General features: G+C 71.5%; 20 protein-coding genes. 5 read left to right on the top strand and 15 right to left on the bottom strand.

Translation table 11 applies throughout. The features are described 5' to 3' along the window. The first annotated feature begins 9 nt into the window (after positions 1 to 9). The gene (locus tag ACE1OC_RS32225; protein ID WP_407839946.1) at positions 10 to 1,158 is read left to right on the top strand and encodes a TDT family transporter; all 1,149 of its coding nucleotides are present in this window, start codon (positions 10 to 12) and stop codon (positions 1,156 to 1,158) included. Between the two features lie 10 nt (positions 1,159 to 1,168). On the opposite strand, the gene ACE1OC_RS32220 is transcribed toward ACE1OC_RS32225, so the two are convergent. Together ACE1OC_RS32220 and ACE1OC_RS32215 are read right to left on the bottom strand one after the other, a co-directional pair. Beyond that, a complete protein-coding gene (locus ACE1OC_RS32220) occupies positions 1,169 to 1,888 on the bottom strand; it encodes a helical backbone metal receptor (RefSeq protein WP_407839945.1) in 720 nt (239 codons plus the stop codon). A 4-nt stretch (positions 1,889 to 1,892) separates the two neighbouring features. Next, positions 1,893 to 2,546, bottom strand: coding sequence for a helix-turn-helix domain-containing protein (locus ACE1OC_RS32215; protein WP_407839944.1), 654 nt, complete (start codon positions 2,544 to 2,546; stop codon positions 1,893 to 1,895). Between the two features lie 206 nt (positions 2,547 to 2,752). Between ACE1OC_RS32215 and ACE1OC_RS32210 the strand changes: the two genes are divergently transcribed. The 4 genes from ACE1OC_RS32210 to ACE1OC_RS32195 all read left to right on the top strand — a co-directional run bounded on the left by ACE1OC_RS32210 (position 2,753) and on the right by ACE1OC_RS32195 (position 7,324). Next, positions 2,753 to 3,658: a 5'-3' exonuclease gene (locus tag ACE1OC_RS32210; protein WP_407841749.1), complete on the top strand. Its 906-nt coding sequence runs from the start codon at positions 2,753 to 2,755 to the stop codon at positions 3,656 to 3,658. Positions 3,659 to 3,719: 61 nt separating this feature from the next. Then, a complete protein-coding gene (locus ACE1OC_RS32205; protein ID WP_407839943.1) occupies positions 3,720 to 4,568 on the top strand; it encodes a siderophore-interacting protein in 849 nt (282 codons plus the stop codon). A gap of 200 nt (positions 4,569 to 4,768) precedes the next feature. Next, on the top strand, positions 4,769 to 6,334 hold the full coding sequence (locus ACE1OC_RS32200) for a serine hydrolase (RefSeq protein WP_407839942.1): 1,566 nt from the start codon (positions 4,769 to 4,771) through the stop codon (positions 6,332 to 6,334). A gap of 18 nt (positions 6,335 to 6,352) precedes the next feature. Next, positions 6,353 to 7,324, top strand: coding sequence for an RluA family pseudouridine synthase (locus tag ACE1OC_RS32195; RefSeq protein ID WP_407839941.1), 972 nt, complete (start codon positions 6,353 to 6,355; stop codon positions 7,322 to 7,324). A gap of 36 nt (positions 7,325 to 7,360) precedes the next feature. On the opposite strand, the gene ACE1OC_RS32190 is transcribed toward ACE1OC_RS32195, so the two are convergent. From ACE1OC_RS32190 to ACE1OC_RS32130, 13 genes are all read right to left on the bottom strand, one after another. Continuing rightward, on the bottom strand, positions 7,361 to 8,011 hold the full coding sequence (locus tag ACE1OC_RS32190; protein ID WP_407839940.1) for a TetR/AcrR family transcriptional regulator: 651 nt from the start codon (positions 8,009 to 8,011) through the stop codon (positions 7,361 to 7,363). A 90-nt stretch (positions 8,012 to 8,101) separates the two neighbouring features. Then, complete coding sequence (locus tag ACE1OC_RS32185; protein WP_407839939.1) at positions 8,102 to 10,951, bottom strand: DEAD/DEAH box helicase; 2,850 nt, start codon at positions 10,949 to 10,951, stop codon at positions 8,102 to 8,104. A 65-nt stretch (positions 10,952 to 11,016) separates the two neighbouring features. Beyond that, a complete protein-coding gene (locus ACE1OC_RS32180) occupies positions 11,017 to 11,961 on the bottom strand; it encodes a diacylglycerol kinase (RefSeq protein WP_407839938.1) in 945 nt (314 codons plus the stop codon). Positions 11,962 to 11,998: 37 nt separating this feature from the next. Further along, on the bottom strand, positions 11,999 to 12,964 hold the full coding sequence (gene tatC / locus ACE1OC_RS32175) for a twin-arginine translocase subunit TatC (RefSeq protein WP_407839937.1): 966 nt from the start codon (positions 12,962 to 12,964) through the stop codon (positions 11,999 to 12,001). Between the two features lie 61 nt (positions 12,965 to 13,025). Continuing rightward, positions 13,026 to 13,325, bottom strand: coding sequence for a Sec-independent protein translocase subunit TatA (gene tatA / locus ACE1OC_RS32170; RefSeq protein ID WP_243334040.1), 300 nt, complete (start codon positions 13,323 to 13,325; stop codon positions 13,026 to 13,028). 169 nt (positions 13,326 to 13,494) lie between these two features. Then, positions 13,495 to 13,695, bottom strand: a complete 201-nt coding sequence (locus tag ACE1OC_RS32165) for a hypothetical protein (protein ID WP_250740369.1) — start codon at positions 13,693 to 13,695, stop codon at positions 13,495 to 13,497. 26 nt (positions 13,696 to 13,721) lie between these two features. Next, a complete protein-coding gene (locus tag ACE1OC_RS32160; protein ID WP_407839936.1) occupies positions 13,722 to 13,934 on the bottom strand; it encodes a hypothetical protein in 213 nt (70 codons plus the stop codon). 23 nt (positions 13,935 to 13,957) lie between these two features. After that, positions 13,958 to 14,977 carry a helix-turn-helix transcriptional regulator gene (locus ACE1OC_RS32155; protein ID WP_407839935.1) on the bottom strand — a complete coding sequence of 340 codons (1,020 nt, stop codon included), beginning with the start codon at positions 14,975 to 14,977 and terminating at the stop codon, positions 13,958 to 13,960. 92 nt (positions 14,978 to 15,069) lie between these two features. Continuing rightward, positions 15,070 to 16,032: a helix-turn-helix transcriptional regulator gene (locus ACE1OC_RS32150; protein ID WP_407839934.1), complete on the bottom strand. Its 963-nt coding sequence runs from the start codon at positions 16,030 to 16,032 to the stop codon at positions 15,070 to 15,072. A 158-nt stretch (positions 16,033 to 16,190) separates the two neighbouring features. Continuing rightward, positions 16,191 to 16,568 carry an FKBP-type peptidyl-prolyl cis-trans isomerase gene (locus ACE1OC_RS32145; protein ID WP_407839933.1) on the bottom strand — a complete coding sequence of 126 codons (378 nt, stop codon included), beginning with the start codon at positions 16,566 to 16,568 and terminating at the stop codon, positions 16,191 to 16,193. A gap of 49 nt (positions 16,569 to 16,617) precedes the next feature. Further along, on the bottom strand, positions 16,618 to 17,556 hold the full coding sequence (locus tag ACE1OC_RS32140) for an FKBP-type peptidyl-prolyl cis-trans isomerase (protein WP_407839932.1): 939 nt from the start codon (positions 17,554 to 17,556) through the stop codon (positions 16,618 to 16,620). Positions 17,557 to 17,682: 126 nt separating this feature from the next. Further along, complete coding sequence (pafA, locus tag ACE1OC_RS32135; RefSeq protein ID WP_250740364.1) at positions 17,683 to 19,044, bottom strand: Pup--protein ligase; 1,362 nt, start codon at positions 19,042 to 19,044, stop codon at positions 17,683 to 17,685. A gap of 136 nt (positions 19,045 to 19,180) precedes the next feature. Then, positions 19,181 to 20,467, bottom strand: a complete 1,287-nt coding sequence (locus tag ACE1OC_RS32130) for an MFS transporter (protein WP_407839931.1) — start codon at positions 20,465 to 20,467, stop codon at positions 19,181 to 19,183. Between the last annotated feature and the right edge of the window lie 142 nt (positions 20,468 to 20,609).

Genomic DNA, 20,609 nt, shown 5'->3' with positions numbered 1-20,609 from the left:
GCTGGACCCATGGCCACCACCCTCGTACGTCCCCGTCCCACCACCCCCGGGACCCCCACCGGCCCCGCAACCCTCGGCGCCGGTACCCACAAGGCTCCCTCCCTGCGGCACCTCGCCCCCAACTGGTACGCCTCCGTCATGGGCACGGCGATCATCGCCAATGCCGGCGCGACCCTCCCGTACCAGCTCCCTGGCCAGCGCGTGGTCTGCCAGATCTTCTGGGTGCTGGCCGCCACCGCCCTCGCGGTCCTGCTGACCGCCCGGGCCGGCCACTGGCTCCACCACCGCGACCAGGCCCGCGCCCACCTCCTGGACCCCGCGGTGGCCCCCTTCTACGGCTGCCTCTCGATGGCCCTGCTGGCCGTCGGCGGCGGTGCGCTCATCGTCGGCAAGGACCTCATCGGCCTCCCCGCCGCCATCGCCGTGGACACGGTCCTGTTCACCGCAGGCACCGCGATAGGCCTCCTCGCGGCCGTGGCCGTCCCCTACCTGATGGTGGTCCGCCACAAGGTGGAGGCCCACCAGGCCACCCCCGTCTGGCTGCTGCCCGTGGTCGCCCCCATGGTCTCCGCCGCGCTCGGCCCCCTGCTCATCCCCCATCTCCCCGCCGGCCAGGCCCGCGAGGCCATGCTGCTCGGCTGCTACGCGATGTTCGGCCTCAGCCTGCTCGCCACCCTGCTGCTGCTCCCCCTGATCTTCGGCCGGCTGATCGTCAGCGGGCCCCTCCCCCTGGCCCTCACCCCGACCCTGTTCCTGGTCCTGGGCCCCCTCGGCCAGTCCACCACCGCGGTGAACTCCCTGGCGGACATGGCTCCCCGGTCGATGGCGGGCCCCTACAGCGGCGCCTTCTCCGCCTTCGCGGTCGTCTACGGGGTCCCCGTGATGGGATTCGCCCTGCTGTGGCTGGCACTGGCCGCGGCGATGCTGCTGCGGGCCGCCCGGGACGGCATGGGGTTCGCCATGACCTGGTGGGCGCTGACCTTCCCCGTCGGCACCTGCGTCACCGGCGCCGCCGGACTGGCCCGGCACACCGGCCTCACCGCCTTCTCCTGGCTGGCCGCGGCCCTCTTCCTGGCCCTGCTGACCGCCTGGCTCCTGGCCGCGGCGAACACCCTGCGCGGCCTCGCCACCGGCCGCCTGCTCGCCGCGCCCCGCTAGGCGAGGGCCGCTAGACCGAGGCCCGCAGGGCCGCCCCCAGCACCTCCGGGGCGGCGGCCAGCGAGGGTCCGTACCAGGTCAGGTGGCGGCCGTCGACGAACGCCGCCGGGATGCCGGGGAAGGCCTCGGGTCCGTCCCCGGGCGCGAAGCGGTACGGCTCGTCCGGGAACACCACGAGCTCGCAGCCGGCGGCGGCCAGCTCGGCCGCCGGGATCCTCGGGTACCGCTCCGGGTGCCCGGCGTAGGCGTTGCGCACGCCGAGGCGGGCCAGCAGGTCCCCCGCGAAGGTGTCGCGGCCCAGCACCATCCAGGGCCGGCGCCAGACCGGCACGAAGGCCGTCCGCGGCTCGACGGCCAGCTCCGCGCGGGCCCAGGCGGCCTCCGCTTCCGCCAGCCACCGGGGCCTCTCCAGCCCCATGGCCCCCACCAGCACCCGGTCCAACTCGGTGAACGCCTGCGGGAGGTCCCGTACCTCGGTGACCAGGACCTCCAGCCCGGCCTCCCGCAGCGCCGCCAGGTCGGGAGCCCGGTTCTCCTCCTCGTTGGCGAGGACCAGATCCGGGCGCAGCTCCGCGATCGCCCGTACGTCGGGGTTCTTCGTGCCTCCGATGCGCGCCGCGTCTCCCAGCGCGGCCGGGTGCGTGCACCAGTCGGTCACCCCGACCAGCGCCCCGGGCGCGCTCACGGCCACCGCCTCGGTCAGGGACGGCACCAGCGAAACGACCCGCATCCGGTCAGTGTCCCGGAGAGGGCGGCTCGGAGGTCGCGTGGATGTGTTCGCCGACCGCGACGATCAGGATCCGGGTGTCCTCGGTGACGGCCCGCCAGCGGTGGCGCACCCCGCCGGACAGGAACAGCGCGTCGCCGTTCTCCAGCCGGTACGCCCGCCCCTCGGCCTCCACCTGGCAGGCGCCCGAGACGACGTACATCAGCTCGTCGTTGCGGTGCTGGTACTCGCGGCCCGCGTCCTGGTCCCCGGTGAACTCCAGGGCGTGCAACTGGTGGTGCCCGCGCACGAGGGGCCGTACGCCCGGGACGGGGGTCAGCGCGGAATCGTCGCCGGCCCGTACGAGGTCCACGGTGCGCGCGGTGTCGGAGGCGGCCAGCAGATCGACGGCCGTGGTCTCCAGCGCGTCGGCGACACGTTCGAGGGACCGCATGCTGGGCCGGGCCCGCTCGTTCTCTATCTGGCTCAGGAAGGGGACCGACAGTCCGCTGCGCGCGGACACCGCGGCGAGGGTCAGGTGCAGGGCCCGGCGTCTCTTGCGCACGGCCACGCCCACCCGGAGCGGTTCCTTGGAGTCCTTGTCCCGGTCCCGCTCCTTGTCGTCCGCGCCGGTCGTCGCGCTGGTGCCGTGCTTGCCGTCGGTGCCGTCCCTGTCGTCCATGGCGGGGCTGCCCTCCCCTTGTTTCGGTTGGTCCGGCCTTGTTTCGGTTGGTCCGGTCCCTCGCACATCGCGCATCGGTGTGCTGTAAGCACCTTACGCAGCAACCGGCCCCGGTTTCGCGCTCACGGGCAGAGGAGGCCGTACCTGCGCCACTTTCCGTTTGCCCTCAGTGCATCATCGTGACCGTGACGACGACACGACGCCTGATGCTCCTGGACACCGCTTCCCTCTACTACCGCGCGTACTTCGGCGTGCCGGACTCCGTGAAGGCCCCCGACGGCACTCCGGTCAACGCCGTCCGCGGGCTGCTCGACTTCATCGGTCGCCTCGTGCAGGACCACCGGCCCGACGACCTGGTGGCCTGCATGGACGCAGACTGGCGGCCCCACTGGCGGGTGGAGCTGATCCCGTCCTACAAGGCCCACCGGGTCGCGCAGGAGACGGAAAGCGGTCCGGACGTGGAGGAGACCCCGGACACCCTGGCCCCGCAGGTCCCGATCATCGAGGCGGCCCTGGACGCCTTCGGCATCGCCCGGGTGGGGGTCGCCGGGTACGAGGCCGACGACGTGATCGGCACCCTGACCGGCCGCGCGACCGGCCCGGTGGACATCGTCACGGGCGACCGGGACCTGTACCAGCTGGTCGACGACGCGAAGCAGCGCCGGGTGCTGTACCCGCTGAAGGGCGTGGGCACCCTGCAGGTGACCGACGAGGCGTGGCTCCGCGAGAAGTACGGGGTGGACGGCCCCGGATACGCCGACCTGGCGCTGCTGCGCGGGGATCCGAGCGACGGCCTGCCGGGCGTCCCCGGCATCGGTGAGAAGACGGCGGCGAAGCTGTTGGACGCCTACGGGAACCTGGCCGGAATCATCGCGGCGATCGAGGACCCGAAGTCGAAGCTGACCCCCACCCAGCGCAAGCGGCTGGACGAGTCGAGGCCTTATCTGGCGGTGGCTCCCAAGGTGGTCCAGGTCGCTTCGGACGTTCCGCTTCCGCCGTTCGACCCGGCGCTTCCGGCCGCCCCGGCGCAGCCGGATCTGGTGGCGGCGCTCGCGAACAGGTGGGGCCTGAGTGGAGCCGTTGAACGTCTGGGCAGCGCACTCCGCCCCTGAGGTGCTAACTTAGGTAATCCTAAGCTTCACGGAGTCAGGGTCGGAGAGTCAGGGAGACGTCGTGGCAGAAGGACGCGCCCGCAAGGTCGGCACCGCAGTCGTCGTGCGGACCGAGCGGTTGAGTCCGCACATGGTGCGGATCGTGTTGGGCGGTGCGGGGCTGGCCGGATTCGGTGCGGGCACGTACACCGACCACTACGTGAAACTGCTCTTCGCACCGGACGGTGTCACGTACACCACTCCCTGGGACCTGGACCGGATCCGGGCGGACCACCCCCGCGAGGAGTGGCCGCGCCAGCGCGCGTACACGGTGCGCGCCTGGGACCCGGCCGACCTGGAACTGACCCTCGACTTCGTGGTCCACGGCGACGAAGGACTGGCCGGCCCCTGGGCCGCCCGCGTCCAGCCGGGTGAACTCGTCCGCTTCCTCGGTCCGGGCGGGGCCTACGCCCCGGACCCGGTCGCCGGCTGGCACCTGCTGGTCGGCGACGAGAGCGCGCTGCCGGCGATCGCGGCGGCGATGGAGCGGATGCCCGCCGGAGCGCAGGTCCACGCGCTCGTGGAGGTCGAGGGCCCGCAGGACGAGCTGAGGATCGTCACCCCCGACGGCATCGTCCCGGTCTGGATCCACCGCGGTTCCCGCCCGATCGGGGAGGCGCTGACCGAGGCCGTCCAGGCCCTGGACTTCCCCTCCGCCGACGTCCACGCCTTCGTCCACGGCGAGGCCGGCTTCGTCAGAACCCTCCGCCACCACCTGCGCATCGACCGCGGCATCCCGCGCGAGCGCCTGTCCATCTCCGGCTACTGGCGCCTGGGCCAGACCGACGAGGGCTGGCGCGCGATCAAGCGCGACTGGAACGCGGAGGTCGAAGCCGAACAGGAACGCACCCTGGCCGGCGCCGCGTCCTGAAGCGGCGGCCCGGCCGGTCGGGCGTCCCGTACCCCGGGGGCCTGCCCCGGCCCGGCTCCGGAGGCAACGGCGGGCGGGCGGCGCGGGCGGGCACGACGCCGCGGGCCGGCGCGGCATCTCACCGCAGGCCCCCCAGCACAGCACGACACCGCACGACGCTCCGCGAGGCGGTATCACCCGTTCGGCGGGACAATGGCCCCATGCGTAGGCTCCGTGCACTCACGGCAGTAGGCGCAGCCGCACTCCTGGCCGCGGCCGGGACCGCGACGGCCGCGCCCACACCGCCGCCCGCGCCGACACCGACGTCGGCGCCGACACCGCCGCCCGCGCCCACCGCCCAGCTCACCGACGCCCAGGTCGACAGGGCCGTGAGCCGCCTCGACGCCACGGTCACCGAGATGATGCGCCGTACCGGCGTGCCGGGCGTCTCCGTCGCCGTCGTCCACGACGACGAGGTCGTCTACCTCAAGGGCTTCGGCCTGCGCCGTGTCGGCGACCCGGCCCCGGTGGGACCGGACACCGTCTTCCAGGTCGCCTCGGTCTCCAAGCCGATCACCTCCACCATCGTCGCCGGTGCCCTCAAGGCCCCCGCCGACTTCGACCGCAGGGTCGAGCTGCCCGGCTTCGCTCTCAAGGACCCCTGGGTCACCGGTCACGTCACCACCGCCGACCTGCTGTCGCACCGCAGCGGCCTGCCCGACCACGCCGGTGACCTCCTCGAAGACCTCGGCTACGACCAGTCGTACATCCTCGACCACCTGCGCCTGGAGCCCCTCTCCCCGTTCCGCGCGAGCTACAACTACACCAACTTCGGCTTCACCGCCGCCGCCGAGGCCGTCGCCCGGGAGCGCGGCGCGAGCTGGCAGAAGCTGTCCGACGACGTCCTGTTCAAGCCGGCGAAGATGACGAACTCCAGCACGGAGTACTCCGCCTACGAACGGGCCGCCGACCGCGCCACCATCCACGCCGAGAACCCCGACGGCACCTGGAGCCCGCGCTTCGTCCGCAACGCCGATGCCCAGGCACCGGCCGGCGGTGTCAGCTCCACCGCCCGCGACATGGCCCGCTGGCTGCGGCTCCAGCTCGGCGACGGCAAGCTCGACGGGAAGCAGATAGTCCCCGCCGACAACCTCGCGCGGACCCACCTCCCCGAGATCGTCTCGGTGCCGGTCACCCCGACCGGCACGAGCGGCTTCTACGGACTCGGCTGGAACGTCAGCTACGACCAGGCGGGCCGGCTCCGCCTGAGCCACTCCGGCGGGTTCCTGCTCGGCGCGAACACCAACGTCACCCTGCTCCCCCTGGAGCAGCTCGGCATCGTCGTCCTGACCAACGGCACCCCGGTGGGCCTCCCCGACGCCGTGGCCCTGGACTTCTTCGACGTCGCCGAGCACGGCAAGGCCACCACCGACTGGCTCCCGCTCACCGCCTCCCTCTACGCCGGGCTCGAAGGCCGTTCCCCCACCGACTACACGAAGCCGCCCGCCGGCGCGAAGGCCGCCCAGGCGGACAGCGCGTACACCGGGACGTACGACAACCCGTACTACGGCAAGGCGACCGTCACCGCGGACCCCGACGGCGGGCTCGTCCTCTCCCTGGGCCCCGAGCCCCAGCGCTATCCGCTCACCCACTACGACGGCGACGTCTTCAGCTTCGAGACGGTCGGGGAGAACAGGGCCGGCCGCACCGGGGTGACCTTCGGCGACGGCACCCTGCGCGTGGAGTACCTGGACGCCGACCACCTGGGCACCTTCACCCGCCCGTAGCCGCATAGCCTGTACCCGGTGAAGCGCAGATCCCACATCCCCGACGCGCCCCTGCCCCAGGTCTCCGGCATCGACCCGGTCCGCATGCGGCTGCCCCCCGACCCGGACGGGACCTGGCCGGACCTCGGCTCGTACCTCACGGCACGCTACGAGGGCACGCGCGGCGCCGAGTCCATGGCCCGCCTGCTGCGGGACGGCCGGGTGCTGGGCGTCGGGGGCCGGGTGCTGCGGCCGCAGGACCCGTACGAGCCCGGCGGGTTCCTGTGGTTCCACCGGGACATGCCGCCGGAGCCCGTGGTGCCCTTCCCCATCGGGGTCGTGTACCGCGACGAGCACCTGCTGGTGGCCGACAAACCGCACTTCCTGGCCACCACCCCGCGCGGCAGCCACGTCTTCCAGACGGCCCTGGCCCGGCTCCGGGTGGAGCTCGGCCTGCCCGCGCTGAGCCCCGCGCACCGGTTGGACCGGATGACCGCCGGGCTGGTGCTGTTCAGCATCCGGCCCGAGGACCGGGGCGCCTACCAGCTGATGTTCCAGGAGCGGCGGATCCGCAAGGAGTACGAGGCGCTCGCGCCCCACGACCCGGCGGTGGAGTTCCCCCGGACCCTGCGCAGCCACATCGAGAAGGTCCGCGGGGTGATGGCGGCGACGGAGGTCGCGGGAGCCGAGCCCAATGCGGAGACCCTGGCCGAACTCCTCGCGGTCCGGGGGGACACCGGGCGCTACCGGCTGACCCCGCACACCGGGCGCACCCACCAGCTGCGGGTGCACATGAACAGCCTGGGCCTGCCGATCCTGGGCGACCCGGTCTATCCGGTGGTCCGCGATCCGGCGCCCGACGACTACCGGCGTCCGCTCCAGCTCCTGGCCCACACCCTGGAGTTCACCGATCCCGTCACCGGGATCGCGCACCGCATCGAGAGCGCCCGCACCCTGCGGGCCTGGGAGGACCGGCCCGGCTGGGAAGCGGGATCCGAGGACCGCACCTAGGCGGCGGGCCAAAGAGGCGGAGCCCCCCGGAGCCCCCTAGCGGTCGACGCCCGCGATCCGCAGGGCCGCGTCGGCGGTGGCCTCCGCGAAGGCGGCCACCGGGCGCCCCGGATCGGCGCGGTGGATCAGCATGACGCCTTCGATGAGACCGAAGACGAGGTCGTTGCGGAGCACCAGCCCGGCCCGGTCACCGGCGAGTTCGGCCCCGACGCCCGTACCGTCGAGCAACTCCCGGTAGATGTCCTTGAGTTCCTGGCGCATCCGGCGGAAGCGCGCGAAGCGGGCACCGGCGACCTCCGGCAACAGGTAGAGCGCGCCCAGGTTGTACGGCCCCCCGCACAGCAGCATCACGTCCGAGCGGCACAGTTCCCAGAGCCGGAGTCCGGCGGGCCGCTCCACGTCCCGGGCCAGCCGGCGGGCCAGCTCCAGGGAGGGTGCGACCGTGGACTCCAGGAGTTCGGCGAGGAGTTCCTCCTTGCCGCCGAAGTAGTGGTACATCGTGGCCTGGCGCATTCCGGCCCGTTCGGCCACCGCCCGCGTGGTGGTGGCCGCGTACCCCTTGGCCGTGAACAACTCGGCCGCCGCGTAGAGGAGTTCCTCGCGCGGCGGCCGCCCGCTCGCCGGTCTCAGCTGATCGGCGCGCGGCCGACCGACCCGTCTCGGCCCCTCGTCCGTTCCCCCAGTCATGATCCGATTTTCTCACGGAACACGCCGAAGCGATCATGGCAAGAGGTGAGATCTGGCCACGATCGCTTCTAGAGGAAGCTACAAATCCGGCTAGCCCACCGAACTGTAGGCCACCACACCGCGCAGCAGCGCGTCCACCGCCTTGCGGGCGTTGCGGGCCACCGTGCTGCCCCCCTCCGAAGAGGAAGCGGAGGAGGAGGGCGCCGCGGCGGCCACCTGCCCCAGCACGTCGATGACCTGCTTGCACCAGCGCACGAAGTCACCGGCCGGCATCTCCGCCTCGCGCAACACCTCGTCCAGGCTCTTGTCGGAGGCCCACTGGTACACCGCCCACGCGAAGCCGAGGTCCGGCTCGCGCTGGCCCACACCCTCCGCCTGGTTGATGCCGTGCTCCTCCTCCAGCGCGTCGAGCCGGCCCCAGATGTGGACCATCTCGCCGAGCGCGGCCTTCGCCGCGCCGCCCGGCACCTTCGGCGCCACCGCGTCGTCCGACTGCCGCGCCTCGAAGACCAGCGCCGAGATGCAGGCGGCCAGTTCGGCCGGGCTCAGCCCCTCCCAGACACCGGCCCGCAGGCATTCCGACGCCAGCAGGTCGAGCTCTCCGTAGAGCCGCGCGAGCCGCCGCCCGTGCGGGGTCACCTCGTCCTCGCGCAGGTAGTCCAGATCCGTCAACAGCGCGTGGATCCGGTCGAAGGTGCGGGCGATGGTGTTCGTCCGGCCCTCGATGCGCTGCTCCAGCTGCCGCGTGTCCCGCTGCAGCCGGTGGTAGCGCTCCGCCCAACGGGCGTGGTCCTCGCGCTCGTCGCAGCCGTGACACGGATGCGCCCGCAGCGCGGTGCGCAGCCTCGTGATCTCCCGGTCGTCGGCCGCGGCCGCCCGCCCGCGCGCGTGCCGCTCCACCGTGATGTGCCCGGCCTTGCTCCGCAACTGGGACGCCAGGTCCCGACGGGACTGCGGGGAACGGGCGTTGAACGTCTTGGGGATCCGCATCCGCTCGATGGCCTCGACCGGGACCGGGAAGTCGATCCCGGCGAGCCGCTTGACCTGCCGCTCCACGGTGAGCACCAGCGGGCGCGGACCCTCGGTGTACTCGTGCCCGCGGTGCCCGTTGGAACGCCCGGCCGGCACCCCCGGATCCAGCACCAGCGCCAGCCCGGCGAACTTGCCCGTCGGCACGTGGATGATGTCGCCCGGCTTGAGCTTCTCCAGCGAGCTGGCCGCCTGCGCCCGCCGCTGGGCCGCGCCCTGCTTGGCCAGGTCGTTCTCGCGGTCCTTGAGGTCGCGGCGCAGCCGCGCGTACTCCTCGAAGTTCCCGAGGTGGCAGGTCATGCCCTCCCGGTAACCGTCCAGGCCCTCCTCGTTGCGCTGCACCTGCCGGGAGATCCCGACGACCGATCGGTCGGCCTGGAACTGCGCGAAGGAGGTCTCCAGCAGCTCGCGCGAACGGTGCCGCCCGAACTGCTGGACCAGGTTGACCGCCATGTTGTACGAGGGCTTGAAGCTGGAGCGCAGCGGATACGTACGGGTACCCGCGAGCCCGGCCAGGCCCGCCGGGTCCATGCCCCGCTGCCACAGCACCACCGCGTGGCCCTCGACGTCGATGCCGCGCCGCCCGGCCCGGCCGGTGAGCTGCGTGTACTCGCCGGGGGTGATGTCGGCGTGCTGCTCGCCGTTCCACTTGACGAGCTTCTCCAGGATGACCGTGCGCGCCGGCATGTTGATGCCCAGCGCCAGGGTCTCCGTCGCGAACACGGCCTTCACCAGACCCCGTACGAACAGCTCCTCGACGACTTCCTTGAAGGTGGGCAGCATGCCCGCGTGGTGCGCGGCGATGCCCCGCTCCAGCCCTTCGAGCCATTCGTAGTAGCCCAGGACGTGCAGGTCCTCGGTGGGGATGGAGGCGGTCCGCTCCTCCACGATCTCGCGCACCTTGAGCCGCGCGGTGTCGTCGTTGAGCCGCAGGCCCGCGTACAGGCACTGCTGGACGGCGGCCTCGCATCCGGCCCGGCTGAAGATGAAGTTGATGGCGGGCAGCAGCCCGTCGCCGTCCAGCCGGGCGATGACCTCGGGGCGCGAAGGGGTCCAGATCCGGCCGCGGGAGCGCCGCTCGCGCTCGCGGTCGGCCTCACGGACCATCTTTCCGCGCCGCCTGTCCTTCGGGCTGTACCGGCTGCTGTTCTCCTCGCGCGCCATCCGCAGCAGGTCGGGGTTGACCTCGCGGCGCGCGGAGCCGCGGCCGCCGTGGTCGGACCCCTCCTCGAAGAGGTCGTAGATCCGCCGGCCGGCCATGACGTGCTGCCACAGCGGTACGGGCCGCTCCTCGGAGACGATCACCTGGGTGTCGCCGCGCACGGTGTCGAGCCAGTCGCCGAACTCCTCGGCGTTGGAGACGGTGGCGGACAGCGAGACCAGGGTCACCGACTCGGGGAGGTGGATGATGACTTCCTCCCAGACGGCTCCGCGGAACCGGTCGGAGAGGTAGTGCACCTCGTCCATCACCACGTATCCCAGACCGTTCAGCGCCTGCGAGCCCGCGTACAGCATGTTGCGGAGCACCTCGGTGGTCATGACGACCACCGGAGCATCGGCGTTGACGCTGTTGTCGCCGGTGAGCAGGCCGACCTTGTCGGCGCCGTAGCGCTTGGCGAGGTCGGCGTACTTCTGGTTCGACAGGGCCTTGATGGGCGTGGTGTAGAAGCACTTGCGGCCCTGCTGGAGGGCCAGGTGCACGGCGAACTCGCCGACGATGGTCTTGCCCGAGCCGGTCGGCGCGGCGACGAGGACGCCCTTGCCGGCCTCCAGTGCCTTGCAGGCCTCGATCTGGTAGGGATCCAGGTCGAATTCGTACATCTCACGGAAGGGCGCCAGGGCCGTGGCCTCTTCGGCGGCGCGGATCCGGGCAGCGGCGTACCGCTCGGCGGGAGAAAGTTCTTCGGTCATCTTGTCTTCGAGCCTACCCGCCGCCTCTGACAACAGTCGCGATCTTTTGTGCGGGCCCGGACGCCCTACGTCAGGAGCCGCAGGGCCGCCGGGACGCACTGAGCGGTCACCGGGAGGGGACCCAGCGGCTCGCCGTCCGCATAGGCGGTGATGCCGGCCGCCTCCAGGGTCACCTTCGCGGCCCGGTGGACGGTGACCTTCGGATGGTCGAGGTGGGTGCCCTTGTAGACCCGGGGGAAGACCTTCAGCAGCGTGGTGCGGCTGCAGTCGCCGACGACTACGACGTCGAACAGTCCGTCGTCGGGGACCGCGTCCGCACAGATGCGCATGCCGCCGCCGTAGGAGGAGCCGTTGCCAACGGCCACCAGCGTGGCCTCGGTCTCCAGGACCCGGCCGCCGTCCAGGGTGATCCGGTACGGGAAGGGCCGGAAGGCGGCGAGTTCCAAGGCCATCGCCAGGTCGTACTTGAACCGGCCGAGCGGCAGCCGCATCCGGTTGCCCCGGTCGTTGACCCGCGAGTCGAAGCCGGAGCACAGCACCGTCCCGTACCAGGTGCCACCGGCGCCGTCCCGGGCCCCGGCGCCGTCCTCGCCCCCGGCGCCGTCCCCGGCCACGGCCACCCGGCCGAGGTCGATCTCGCGGACCCGGCCCTCCTTGAGCGCCTCCGCGGCCAGCCGGCCCGCCCGCGCGGGTTCCCGTACGGGCAGTCCCATCGCGCGCGCGAAATCGTTCCCGGTGCCCACCGCGACCACCCCGAGCGGCACCAGCGTGCCCGCGAGCGCCTGCAGCGCGAGGGAGACCATCCCGTCCCCGCCGACCGCGATCACCGCTCCGGTGCCCTCGCGGACCGCGGTGCGCAGCCGCGCCAGGGCGTCGGGGGCGTCGCCGCCGACGACGGTCCGCACCGAGAGGCCGGCCTCGCGAAGCGCGGAAGCGGCCGGCTGCGCTGCGTGCGCGGCCCGGCCGCTTCCTGCGGTGGGATTGACGAAGAGGGTGATCTCAGCACTCACCCGCGGGAATGTACCCGCCGATGCGGACCCGCGTCGATCAGGTGGCGTCGTCGTAGCCGTTGATCCGCTGGCGTCCGCCGTCGGCCTGCTCGGGCAGGGCTCCCGGAGCCGCCACGGGCTCGACCGCACCCACCGCCGCCGGAGTCAGGTCCACCTCGGAGGCCTCGTCGTCGTCGAGACCCGCGTCGGGGTTGTTCCGCGCCCGCCGGCGGTCGTTGAGGTAACAGACCAGGAGCGCGATGAAGTACAGGGCGACGATCGGCGCGGCCAGCGCCAGCATCGTCAGCGGGTCACCGGTGGGCGTCGCGAACGCGGCGAAGACCGTGATGCCCAGCACCATGGCCCGCCACCAGCTCGCCAGCCGCTTCGCGGTCAGCACCCCGGTGACGTTGAGCAGGATCAGCAGCAGCGGCAGCTCGAAGGCCAGGCCGAAGACCACGACCATGCGCGTGATCAGGTCGAGGTAGTCGTCGACCGGCAGCAGGTTGCTCGCGTTCTCCGGGGTGAACTCCAGCAGGATCACCGCGGTCTGCGGCAGGACCTTGTACGCCAGGACCGCGCCGGCGCCGAACAGCGGTGCGCCGACCCCCACGAAGGCCACGGCGTACTTCTTCTCGTGGTTGTGCAGGCCCGGGGCCACGAAGGCCCACAGCTGGTACAGCCACACCGGCGCGGAGAGCACGAGACCCGCGGTGAGCGAGACCTTCAGGGCGATGGAGAACGGTGCGATGAGGCCGTTGACCGTCATGGCGGCGCAGGGCTTCCCGTTGCGCTGCGTGACCACCCCGTTGTTGCAGCCGACGGAGTCCAGGATCGGCTTCATCATGAAGTCGATGAGGTCCTTGTAGAAGAACGCGGCCACGATCGTGATCACGAGGATCGCAAGGACGGCCTTCAGCAGCCGGTTTCTCAGCTCACGCAGGTGCTCGACGAGAGGCATCCGCCCTTCGGCGTCCTTTGCCTTCTGGTCCTGCTTCTCCTGCTTGCGGGCAGACTTGAGCAACCCACGTCCCTTGTCTCGTTGCAGTTGACTGGTGCGAGCGCGACCGGCGAGGCGGCCGCGGTCAGCCCTGCGTGGTGTGGTTGGGCTCGTTCACGGGGCGGGCGCTGGTGACGTCGCCGGGCGACGCCTGGATCGTGCGCGGGGCCGTGGCCTGCTGCTGGGGGGCCGGGTCGGCGACGGAAGCGGCGGTGGCGGCGTCCTCCGCCTCCCCCTCCTTCTTCATCGCCTTCGCCTCGCTCTTGAGGATGCGGGCGGACTTGCCGAGCGAGCGGGCCATGTCGGGAAGCTTCTTGGCACCGAACAGCAGGAAGATCACGGCGACGATCAGGAGGATCTCGAGGGGCTTCAGGTTGCCGATCATGTGTGTCTTCCTTCTCACCGAAACGGCTGGTTGTGGTAGTCAAGACGGCCCGACCGAGATCGGTAAGCCGTTCTGACAAGGATCGTAACCCCCGGGGGTTAACGCCGGGCAATGCCCCGGGGCATCACCGCTTGCGTGGTCAGACAGTACGACGGTTGCCCGACGATGGCTATGGCCGCACGGAGCGCCCGGCCCTGGCCAGGCCCGTCGCGGCCCGCTCCAAGTCGGCGGAGGCCTCCGAGATCCGCCGCCCGGCGTCCGCGACCTGGACGGACAGCCTGCGCACCTCCACGAAGACCCGCACGGCGAGCACCCCGAGGACGGCGAGCCCGAGGAAACCCAGAGCGATTGCGAACATCGGCCACAGCATGCGACGAGCCTAGGCCACCGCGCGGCTCACACGCTGCGCAGGGTGCTCACGCCGCCACCGGTCAGGAGCTCCACGATGCGCTCACCGGCCGGCTTGCGGACCGGAGCCGCGCACTCCGGACAGGTGAAGGAGTAGAAGGTCGTACGCCGGCTGCCGCCGATGGCCAGCCGCAGGGCTCCCGCGTCCAGCTCGAAGCGGGCCCTGCAGTCGGGACAGGACGCCTTGAACGCGACCGACATCGCGCGGATCCCCCCTCGGCCCCTCAGCCCCGTTCCCCGCCGATGTCGGTGCCGCTCCCGGCAGCCACGTCCACGGCCGCGCCGCCCTCGTACGCGGCGAGCGCCTCCCGGGCCGCCCGGCGGGCACTGTCCGCCAGCTCCACGGGGGCCACGATCCGCCCCTCGCGGCCCAGCCGCAGCGCCAGGCGCCGCAGCGAGCCCGGGTCAGGGGTGCGCAACGTGATCCGCAGGCCGCCCTCGGGCAGCTCCTCGGCACTGTCGTGCGGGTAGTACTCGGCCACCCAGCGCCCGCCGGGACCGACCTCGACCACGACCTCCGGGTCCTCGGCGGCCGGCTGGACCAGCCCCTCGGACAGGTCACGGGGCTCGATGGCGGGCGGGTCGGCCCGCTCGTCGAGCAGCCGGATTTCGGCCACCCGGTCCAGCCGGAAGGTCCGCCGGGCCTCGGAGAGGTGGCACCACCCCTCCATGTAGGTGTGCCCGACGGCGAACAGCCGGATCGGGTCGACCTTGCGTTCGGTGAGCTCGTCGCGCGCGGGCGAGTAGTAGCGCAGCCACAGCCGGCGCTGCTCGGCGATGGCCCGGTCCACGTCGGCGAAGACCCCGCCCTCGGACTCGAAGGTCACCGACAGCCGGGAACTGGCCCCGGCCACCTCGCCCGCGGCCGCCTCCAGCTTGGCGGTGGCCCGCAGCAGTGCCTGACGGTCCCCCTCGCGCAGCCCGGGCAGCGTGGCCACGGCCCTGGCGGCCACCAGCAGCGCCGTCGCCTCGTCGGCGGCCAGCCGCAGCGGCTCGGCGGTGGACTCCCCCGAGGCATCGGGGTTGCGCCACCAGATGCGCTCCCCGTCGGTGTCGATGTCGAGCAGGTCACCGCCCCGGAAGCTGGTCCCGCACATGGGCAGCACGTCGAGGTCCGAGATCAGCTCGTCCTCGGTGATCCCGAAGGCCCGGGCCACGTCCGCGATGTGCGCACCCGGGCGCTCGCGCAGGTAGGTCACCAGGGACAGCATCCGGCGCGTCTGGTCGATGGCGTTGGCAGCCATGCTGGTACGTCTCCCCCTCAGGGCGTTGCTCGATGTTCTTTGCCCGGTCCACCCGCTCCCGCGCGGCTCCCGACGGCTCCCGCGCGGCCGGATCAGCCCTTGGCCACGGCCCGCAGCCGGTCCACCACGTCGGCCCGCAGATCGGCCGGCTCCAGCACCACGACATCCGGGCCGAACTCCACCAGCCAGGCGTCCAGCCCGTGCCCGTACGGGATCTCCAGCTCGTCCCAGCCCTCGCCGCCGGCCCCCTCGCGCACCGCGGTGGCCTTGGACCGCAGCGGATAGCCCGCCCCCGCCCGCAGCCTGATCAGCGCGGAACGCTCCGCGCTCTCCCCGGCCCACCGCGCCACGGTCTCCCGTACGGTCACCACGTCCGGGACCTCGGCGGTGTACTTCGCCGCCCGCGAGCGGACCTTGCCCGTGATCCGGGAGAGCCGGAACACGCGCTCCGCCCCGCGGTCGCGGTCGAAGCCCGCCAGGTACCAGTGGCCGCGCCAGCACTCCAGGGCCCACGGCTCCACCTGCCGGGCCTCGGGACGGGCCGCGGTGGACTTCCGGTAGTCGAAGACCACCGGACGGCGGTCGCGGCAGGCAAGCATCAGCGGCTCGAAGGCCGCCTCGTGCACCGGGATCCGCGGCTCGATGGCACTGTGCTGGCCCTCGTACGGATCCGAGGCCTCCGGCATGCCGCCGGCGCGCAGCTTCTGCAGGGCGCCACTGGCCGCCCCGGCGAGCCGCGCCTGCTGCCACACCTTGGCCGCGAGCCCCAGGGCCGCAGCCTCCTCGGCGTCCAGCGCCACGGGCGGCAGCCGGTTGGAATCACGACGGGCCAGATAGCCGGTGTCGCCCTCCAGGTTCTCGACGGTCTCGATGACCAGCCCGAGCTCCCGCAGATCGTCCTTGTCCCGCTCGAACATGCGGTTGAAGGACTCGTCGTTCCCGGCTTCCATGTAGGCCTCGATGGAACCGCGCAGTTCCCGCTTGCTGAGCGGCCGACGCGTCCCCAGCAGACACAGCGCCAGATTCATCAGCCGCTCGGCCTTGGCAATCGCCATCGACGCCCATCCGCCCTTCCAGACCTTCGAGTCGTGTCCCCGGTACACCCTCGTGACCGCTGACCGTACCGCCCCGACGGTCCTGGACAAAAGCGAGGGCCCCTGCCTTCACGACAGGGGCCCCGCACGCCTCACGGCGTCACATCACAGCGAACCGATCAGGCGGCCATCAGGTCGCACACGAAGATCAGCGTCTCGCCCGGCTTGATCGCGCCACCGGCGCCACGGTCGCCGTAGGCGAGGTGGGCCGGGATGACCAGCTTGCGACGGCCGCCGACCTTCATGCCCTGGATACCGGTGTCCCAGCCGGAGATGACCTGGCCGATACCCAGCTGGAACTGCAGCGGCGCGCCGCGGCCCCAGGAAGCGTCGAACTCTTCACCGGTCGAGTAGGCCACGCCCACGTAGTGAACGGAGACCCGGGAACCGGCCTTGGCCTCGGCGCCCTCGCCCTCCCAGAGGTCCTCGATCACGAGGTCCGCCGGGACCGGGAAATCGGGGAAGTCGATCTCGGGCTTCTCGAGCTTGTCGCTCACGGAACTGCTCCTCAAAAACTTACGAACAGGGGGTACAACCCGGACAGTCTTACACCACGGCCAGGATGTCGAGGCTGAAGACCAGCGTCGAGTTGGCCGGGATGGTGCCCTGCTCCTTGTCACCGAAGCCCTGGTCCGGCGGGATGACCAGCAGGATGCGGCTGCCGGCCTTCTTGCCGACGATCCCGTCCTTCAGACCCTTGACCGACAGCTCCGCCAGCGGCCACGTCACCGACTGGTCGGAGGTGTAGGTGCTCTCGAAGGTCTTGTCGTCCTTCCACGTCTTGCCGTGGAACTTGACCACCACGCTGTCGGTGTCCTTCACGACCGCGCCGTCGCCCTCCAGGACGTAGTTCGACACGAGCTTCGTCGGCGCCGCACCGTCCTTCGGAACGGTCACGGAGACTTCCTTGCCGTCCGTGTTCGTACCGACCTTCGGCAGGGCGGCGTCCGCCTGCGGGACCTCCTTGCCCGTGGCCGAAACCGGCACGGTGGTGGCCTTGACGATGTCCACGACGAAGACCAGCGTGGCGTTCGCCTTGATCTTGTCGCCCGAGCCCTGCTCGCCGTAACCGAGGTCCGGCGGAATCACGAGCTCCAGGCGGCTGCCGACCTTCTTGCCCTCGAGGCCCTGGTCCCAGCCCTTGATGACCTGGCCCGCGCCGATGGTCACGTCGAACGGCTTGTCCTTGCCGAAGCTCTGGTCGAACGGCTCCTTGCCGTCCCAGACCTGGCCCAGGTAGTTGACCTGGGCGATGTCGCCCTTCTTCAGCGCCGGGCCGTCACCCTCGCTGATGGTCACCACCTTCAGTTCCTTCGGCGGGGTACCCGCCCCCTTCGCCAGGGTGGGGGTCTCACCGAACTTGGCACCCTTCGTGATCGCGGGCGCCCCGTTCTTCATCTCGGCGGAGTCGGAGCCGCTGTCGCCACAGGCCGCTGTCGACAGCAGCAGAAGGGGTACGACAAGCAGGCCGGCAAGTCGGCGCACGTGTTCCTCAGATCTCAGACGGCACATAGGTCGTCGCCACTCTAAGGCGTGGACAGGGCCCCGTACGAGATCCGTACGAGGCCCTGGCCGAGATCGGTGCGATGTCACACGACGCCAAACGCCGCCTTACATACCCGCGATCAGCTTCTCCACCCGGTCGTCCACCGACCGGAACGGGTCCTTGCACAGCACCGTGCGCTGCGCCTGGTCGTTCAGCTTCAGATGCACCCAGTCGACCGTGAAGTCCCGCCGCTGCTCCTGCGCACGACGGATGAAGTCACCCCGCAACCGCGCCCTCGTCGTCTGCGGAGGCACCGACTTGCCCTCGAAGATCTTGAGGTCGTTGCAGATCCGCGCCGCCTGCCCCTTGCGCTCCAGCAGGTAGTACAGCCCGCGCCTGCGGTGGATGTCGTGGTAGGCGAGGTCTATCTGAGCCACCCGCGGATTCGACATCGTCATGTTGTGCTTCGCCCGGTACCGCTCGATCAGCTGGTACTTCATCACCCAGTCGATCTCGGTCCCGATCCGGTCCAGGTCCTCCGCGTCGATCGCGTCCAGCGTGCGGCCCCACAGCTCCAGCACCTGGTCCACGACACCCTCGCGGATGCCCCGGCGCTCCGCGAAGTCCACCGCCTTGTCGTAGTACTCCCGCTGGATCTCCAGCGCGGAAGCCTCCCGACCGCTCGCGAGCCGCACCTTGCGCTGACCCGTGATGTCGTGACTGACCTCCCGGATCGCCCGAATCGGGTTCTCCAGCGTCAGGTCCCGCATCACCGTGCCCGCCTCGATCATGCGCAGCACCAGATCGGTCGCCCCGACCTTCAGCAGCATGGTCGTCTCGGACATGTTCGAGTCGCCCACGATCACGTGCAGACGCCGGTAACGCTCCGCGTCCGCGTGCGGCTCGTCCCGGGTGTTGATGATCGGCCGCGAACGGGTCGTGGCCGAACTGACACCCTCCCAGATGTGCTCGGCCCGCTGACTCACGCAGTAGACCGCGCCCCGGGGCGTCTGCAGCACCTTGCCCGCACCACAGATCAACTGCCGCGTGACGAGGAACGGGATCAGAATGTCCGCCAGCCGGGAGAATTCCCCGTGCCGGGCCACCAGGTAGTTCTCGTGGCAGCCGTACGAGTTTCCCGCCGAGTCGGTGTTGTTCTTGAACAGATAGACGTCGCCCGCGATTCCCTCCTCGTGCAGGCGGCGTTCGGCGTCGACGAGCAGGCCTTCGAGAATGCGCTCGCCGGCCTTGTCGTGGGTGACCAGTTCGATCAGGTTGTCGCATTCGGGAGTTGCGTACTCCGGATGCGAACCCACGTCGAGGTAGAGGCGGGCGCCGTTCCGCAGGAAGACATTGCTACTGCGGCCCCATGACACAACACGGCGGAAGAGGTAGCGCGCCACTTCGTCAGGAGACAGTCGGCGCTGTCCCCTGAACGTGCACGTGACGCCGTACTCGTTCTCCAGCCCGAAAATGCGGCGGTCCATGACTGAACATTACGCCTTCTGCTCTGTTCTGAAACCGAGTTCGCAGGCGCCGTTTCGATCATTTTCCCGAGAGACCACCCCGCCGAGCGCCCACCGAGCGCCCGCAGGCCCGCCCCCCACCCGCCCGCAGGCCCGCCTAAGACCCCGTCACCGACGCCTCCGCAGAGCCCTCCAACGGCCCCGCCGAACCCGCCGCGGGCCCCGCCGCCGGCCCCGGCGCCGACCCCGCCACCGCACGGCTCGCACCCGGACGCGCCAGCACCCGCTGAGTCACCGTCAGCACCAGCAGCGCCGCGGCCCCCGCCACGCTCGCCACCGCGAACCCCGCCGCCGTACCCCCCGCCTCCACCGAAGGACCCGCCGCCGCCGTACCGATCGCCGCACCCACCCCGAAGAACGTCACCAGCCACGAGAACGCCTCCGTCACCGTCCCCGCCGGAGCATGCCGGTCCACCACGATGAACGCACACGCCAGAGCCGGAGCCAGGAACACCCCCGCCAGCGCCGCGAACCCCGTCATCGCCACCACACCCGGCACCAGCATCAACGGCAGGTAACACACCGCCAGCAACGCCACCAGCAGCCGCAGACGCCGCTCCGGCGCACCCGCCCACTGCCGCGCCCCGTACAGCACACCGCCGAACAGCGCGCCCAGCCCCAGCGCCGCCATCAGCCAGCCGTACACCGCCTGACCACCGTGCTCGTCCGCGTACGCCACACCCGCCACCGTGATCGACCCCAGCGCCGTCCCCACGAAGAAGAACGCCCCCAGCAACGCCAGCAGACCCGGCGAGCGCAGCGCCCCCAGCCAGTGCGCCTCCCGCGGCTCCGAACGCCACGCGCGCGAAGGCTCCGACACCACGACCGACAGCGCCCCCAGCACCCCGATCCCGTTGATCACCAGCAGCGCCGCCGCCGGATCCCACAGCGCCACGCACAAGGTCACCAGCAGCGGCCCCACCGTGAACATGACCTCCTGGGCCACCGCGTCCATCGCGTACGCCGCGTGCACCCGCTCTTCCTTGCCGCCCAGCACGCTCGGCCACAGCGCCCGCAGCCCGCCCTCCAGCGGCGGCGTGAACAGCCCCGCGACCACCACCGCCGCGTACGCCACCACCGCCGACCCGGTACCGGCCAGCGCCAGCCACACCATGCCCAGCGCCGACACCACCGCCGCCGGCAACTGCACCCGCGGCTGCCCGAACAGGTCCACCGCCCGCCCCAGCAGCGGCTGCCCCACCGCGTTCGACACCCCGTACGCGGCCGCGAGCGCACCCGCCAGGCTGTAGCTGCCACCCTCCGCCCGGGTGAACAGCACGATCGCGATCGGCCCCGTCCCGTTCGGCAGCCGGCCTATGAGCGTGCCCACCAGCAGCCTCGCGGCATGCCGGGTCCTGAGCAGCTCCGCGTAACCCGCGGCCATGTCCGCCCCCTTCTGCCCGGAACCAGCCGGGAGTACCGAGTAATACGTATAACGTGACCGGTCATACGTACCATGACCACAGTCGGACGGTCCACCCACCCGACACCCACACCCCCCGTGACCTCGCACTACAGGAGCATCG

It is taken from the genome of Streptomyces stoeckheimensis, assembly GCF_045822005.1.
GTDB classification, from domain to species: domain Bacteria; phylum Actinomycetota; class Actinomycetes; order Streptomycetales; family Streptomycetaceae; genus Streptomyces; species Streptomyces stoeckheimensis.
This window is presented reverse-complemented; position numbering and strand designations above follow the sequence as displayed.

Coding starts and splice junctions, on each gene's coding strand:
- ACE1OC_RS32160 (WP_407839936.1), bottom strand. CDS start 13,934: ATGTCGGTCGCGTTCAAGGCGTCCTGTCCCGACTGCAGGGCCCGCTTC.
- ACE1OC_RS32150 (WP_407839934.1), bottom strand. CDS start 16,032: ATGGCGATTGCCAAGGCCGAGCGGCTGATGAATCTGGCGCTGTGTCTG.
- ACE1OC_RS32190 (WP_407839940.1), bottom strand. CDS start 8,011: ATGACTGGGGGAACGGACGAGGGGCCGAGACGGGTCGGTCGGCCGCGC.
- ACE1OC_RS32185 (WP_407839939.1), bottom strand. CDS start 10,951: ATGACCGAAGAACTTTCTCCCGCCGAGCGGTACGCCGCTGCCCGGATC.
- ACE1OC_RS32210 (WP_407841749.1), top strand. CDS start 2,753: ATGCTCCTGGACACCGCTTCCCTCTACTACCGCGCGTACTTCGGCGTG.
- tatA (WP_243334040.1), bottom strand. CDS start 13,325: ATGATCGGCAACCTGAAGCCCCTCGAGATCCTCCTGATCGTCGCCGTG.
- ACE1OC_RS32225 (WP_407839946.1), top strand. CDS start 10: ATGGCCACCACCCTCGTACGTCCCCGTCCCACCACCCCCGGGACCCCC.
- ACE1OC_RS32220 (WP_407839945.1), bottom strand. CDS start 1,888: ATGCGGGTCGTTTCGCTGGTGCCGTCCCTGACCGAGGCGGTGGCCGTG.
- ACE1OC_RS32155 (WP_407839935.1), bottom strand. CDS start 14,977: ATGGCTGCCAACGCCATCGACCAGACGCGCCGGATGCTGTCCCTGGTG.
- ACE1OC_RS32165 (WP_250740369.1), bottom strand. CDS start 13,695: ATGCTGTGGCCGATGTTCGCAATCGCTCTGGGTTTCCTCGGGCTCGCC.
- ACE1OC_RS32215 (WP_407839944.1), bottom strand. CDS start 2,546: ATGGACGACAGGGACGGCACCGACGGCAAGCACGGCACCAGCGCGACG.
- ACE1OC_RS32200 (WP_407839942.1), top strand. CDS start 4,769: ATGCGTAGGCTCCGTGCACTCACGGCAGTAGGCGCAGCCGCACTCCTG.
- ACE1OC_RS32130 (WP_407839931.1), bottom strand. CDS start 20,467: ATGGCCGCGGGTTACGCGGAGCTGCTCAGGACCCGGCATGCCGCGAGG.
- pafA (WP_250740364.1), bottom strand. CDS start 19,044: ATGGACCGCCGCATTTTCGGGCTGGAGAACGAGTACGGCGTCACGTGC.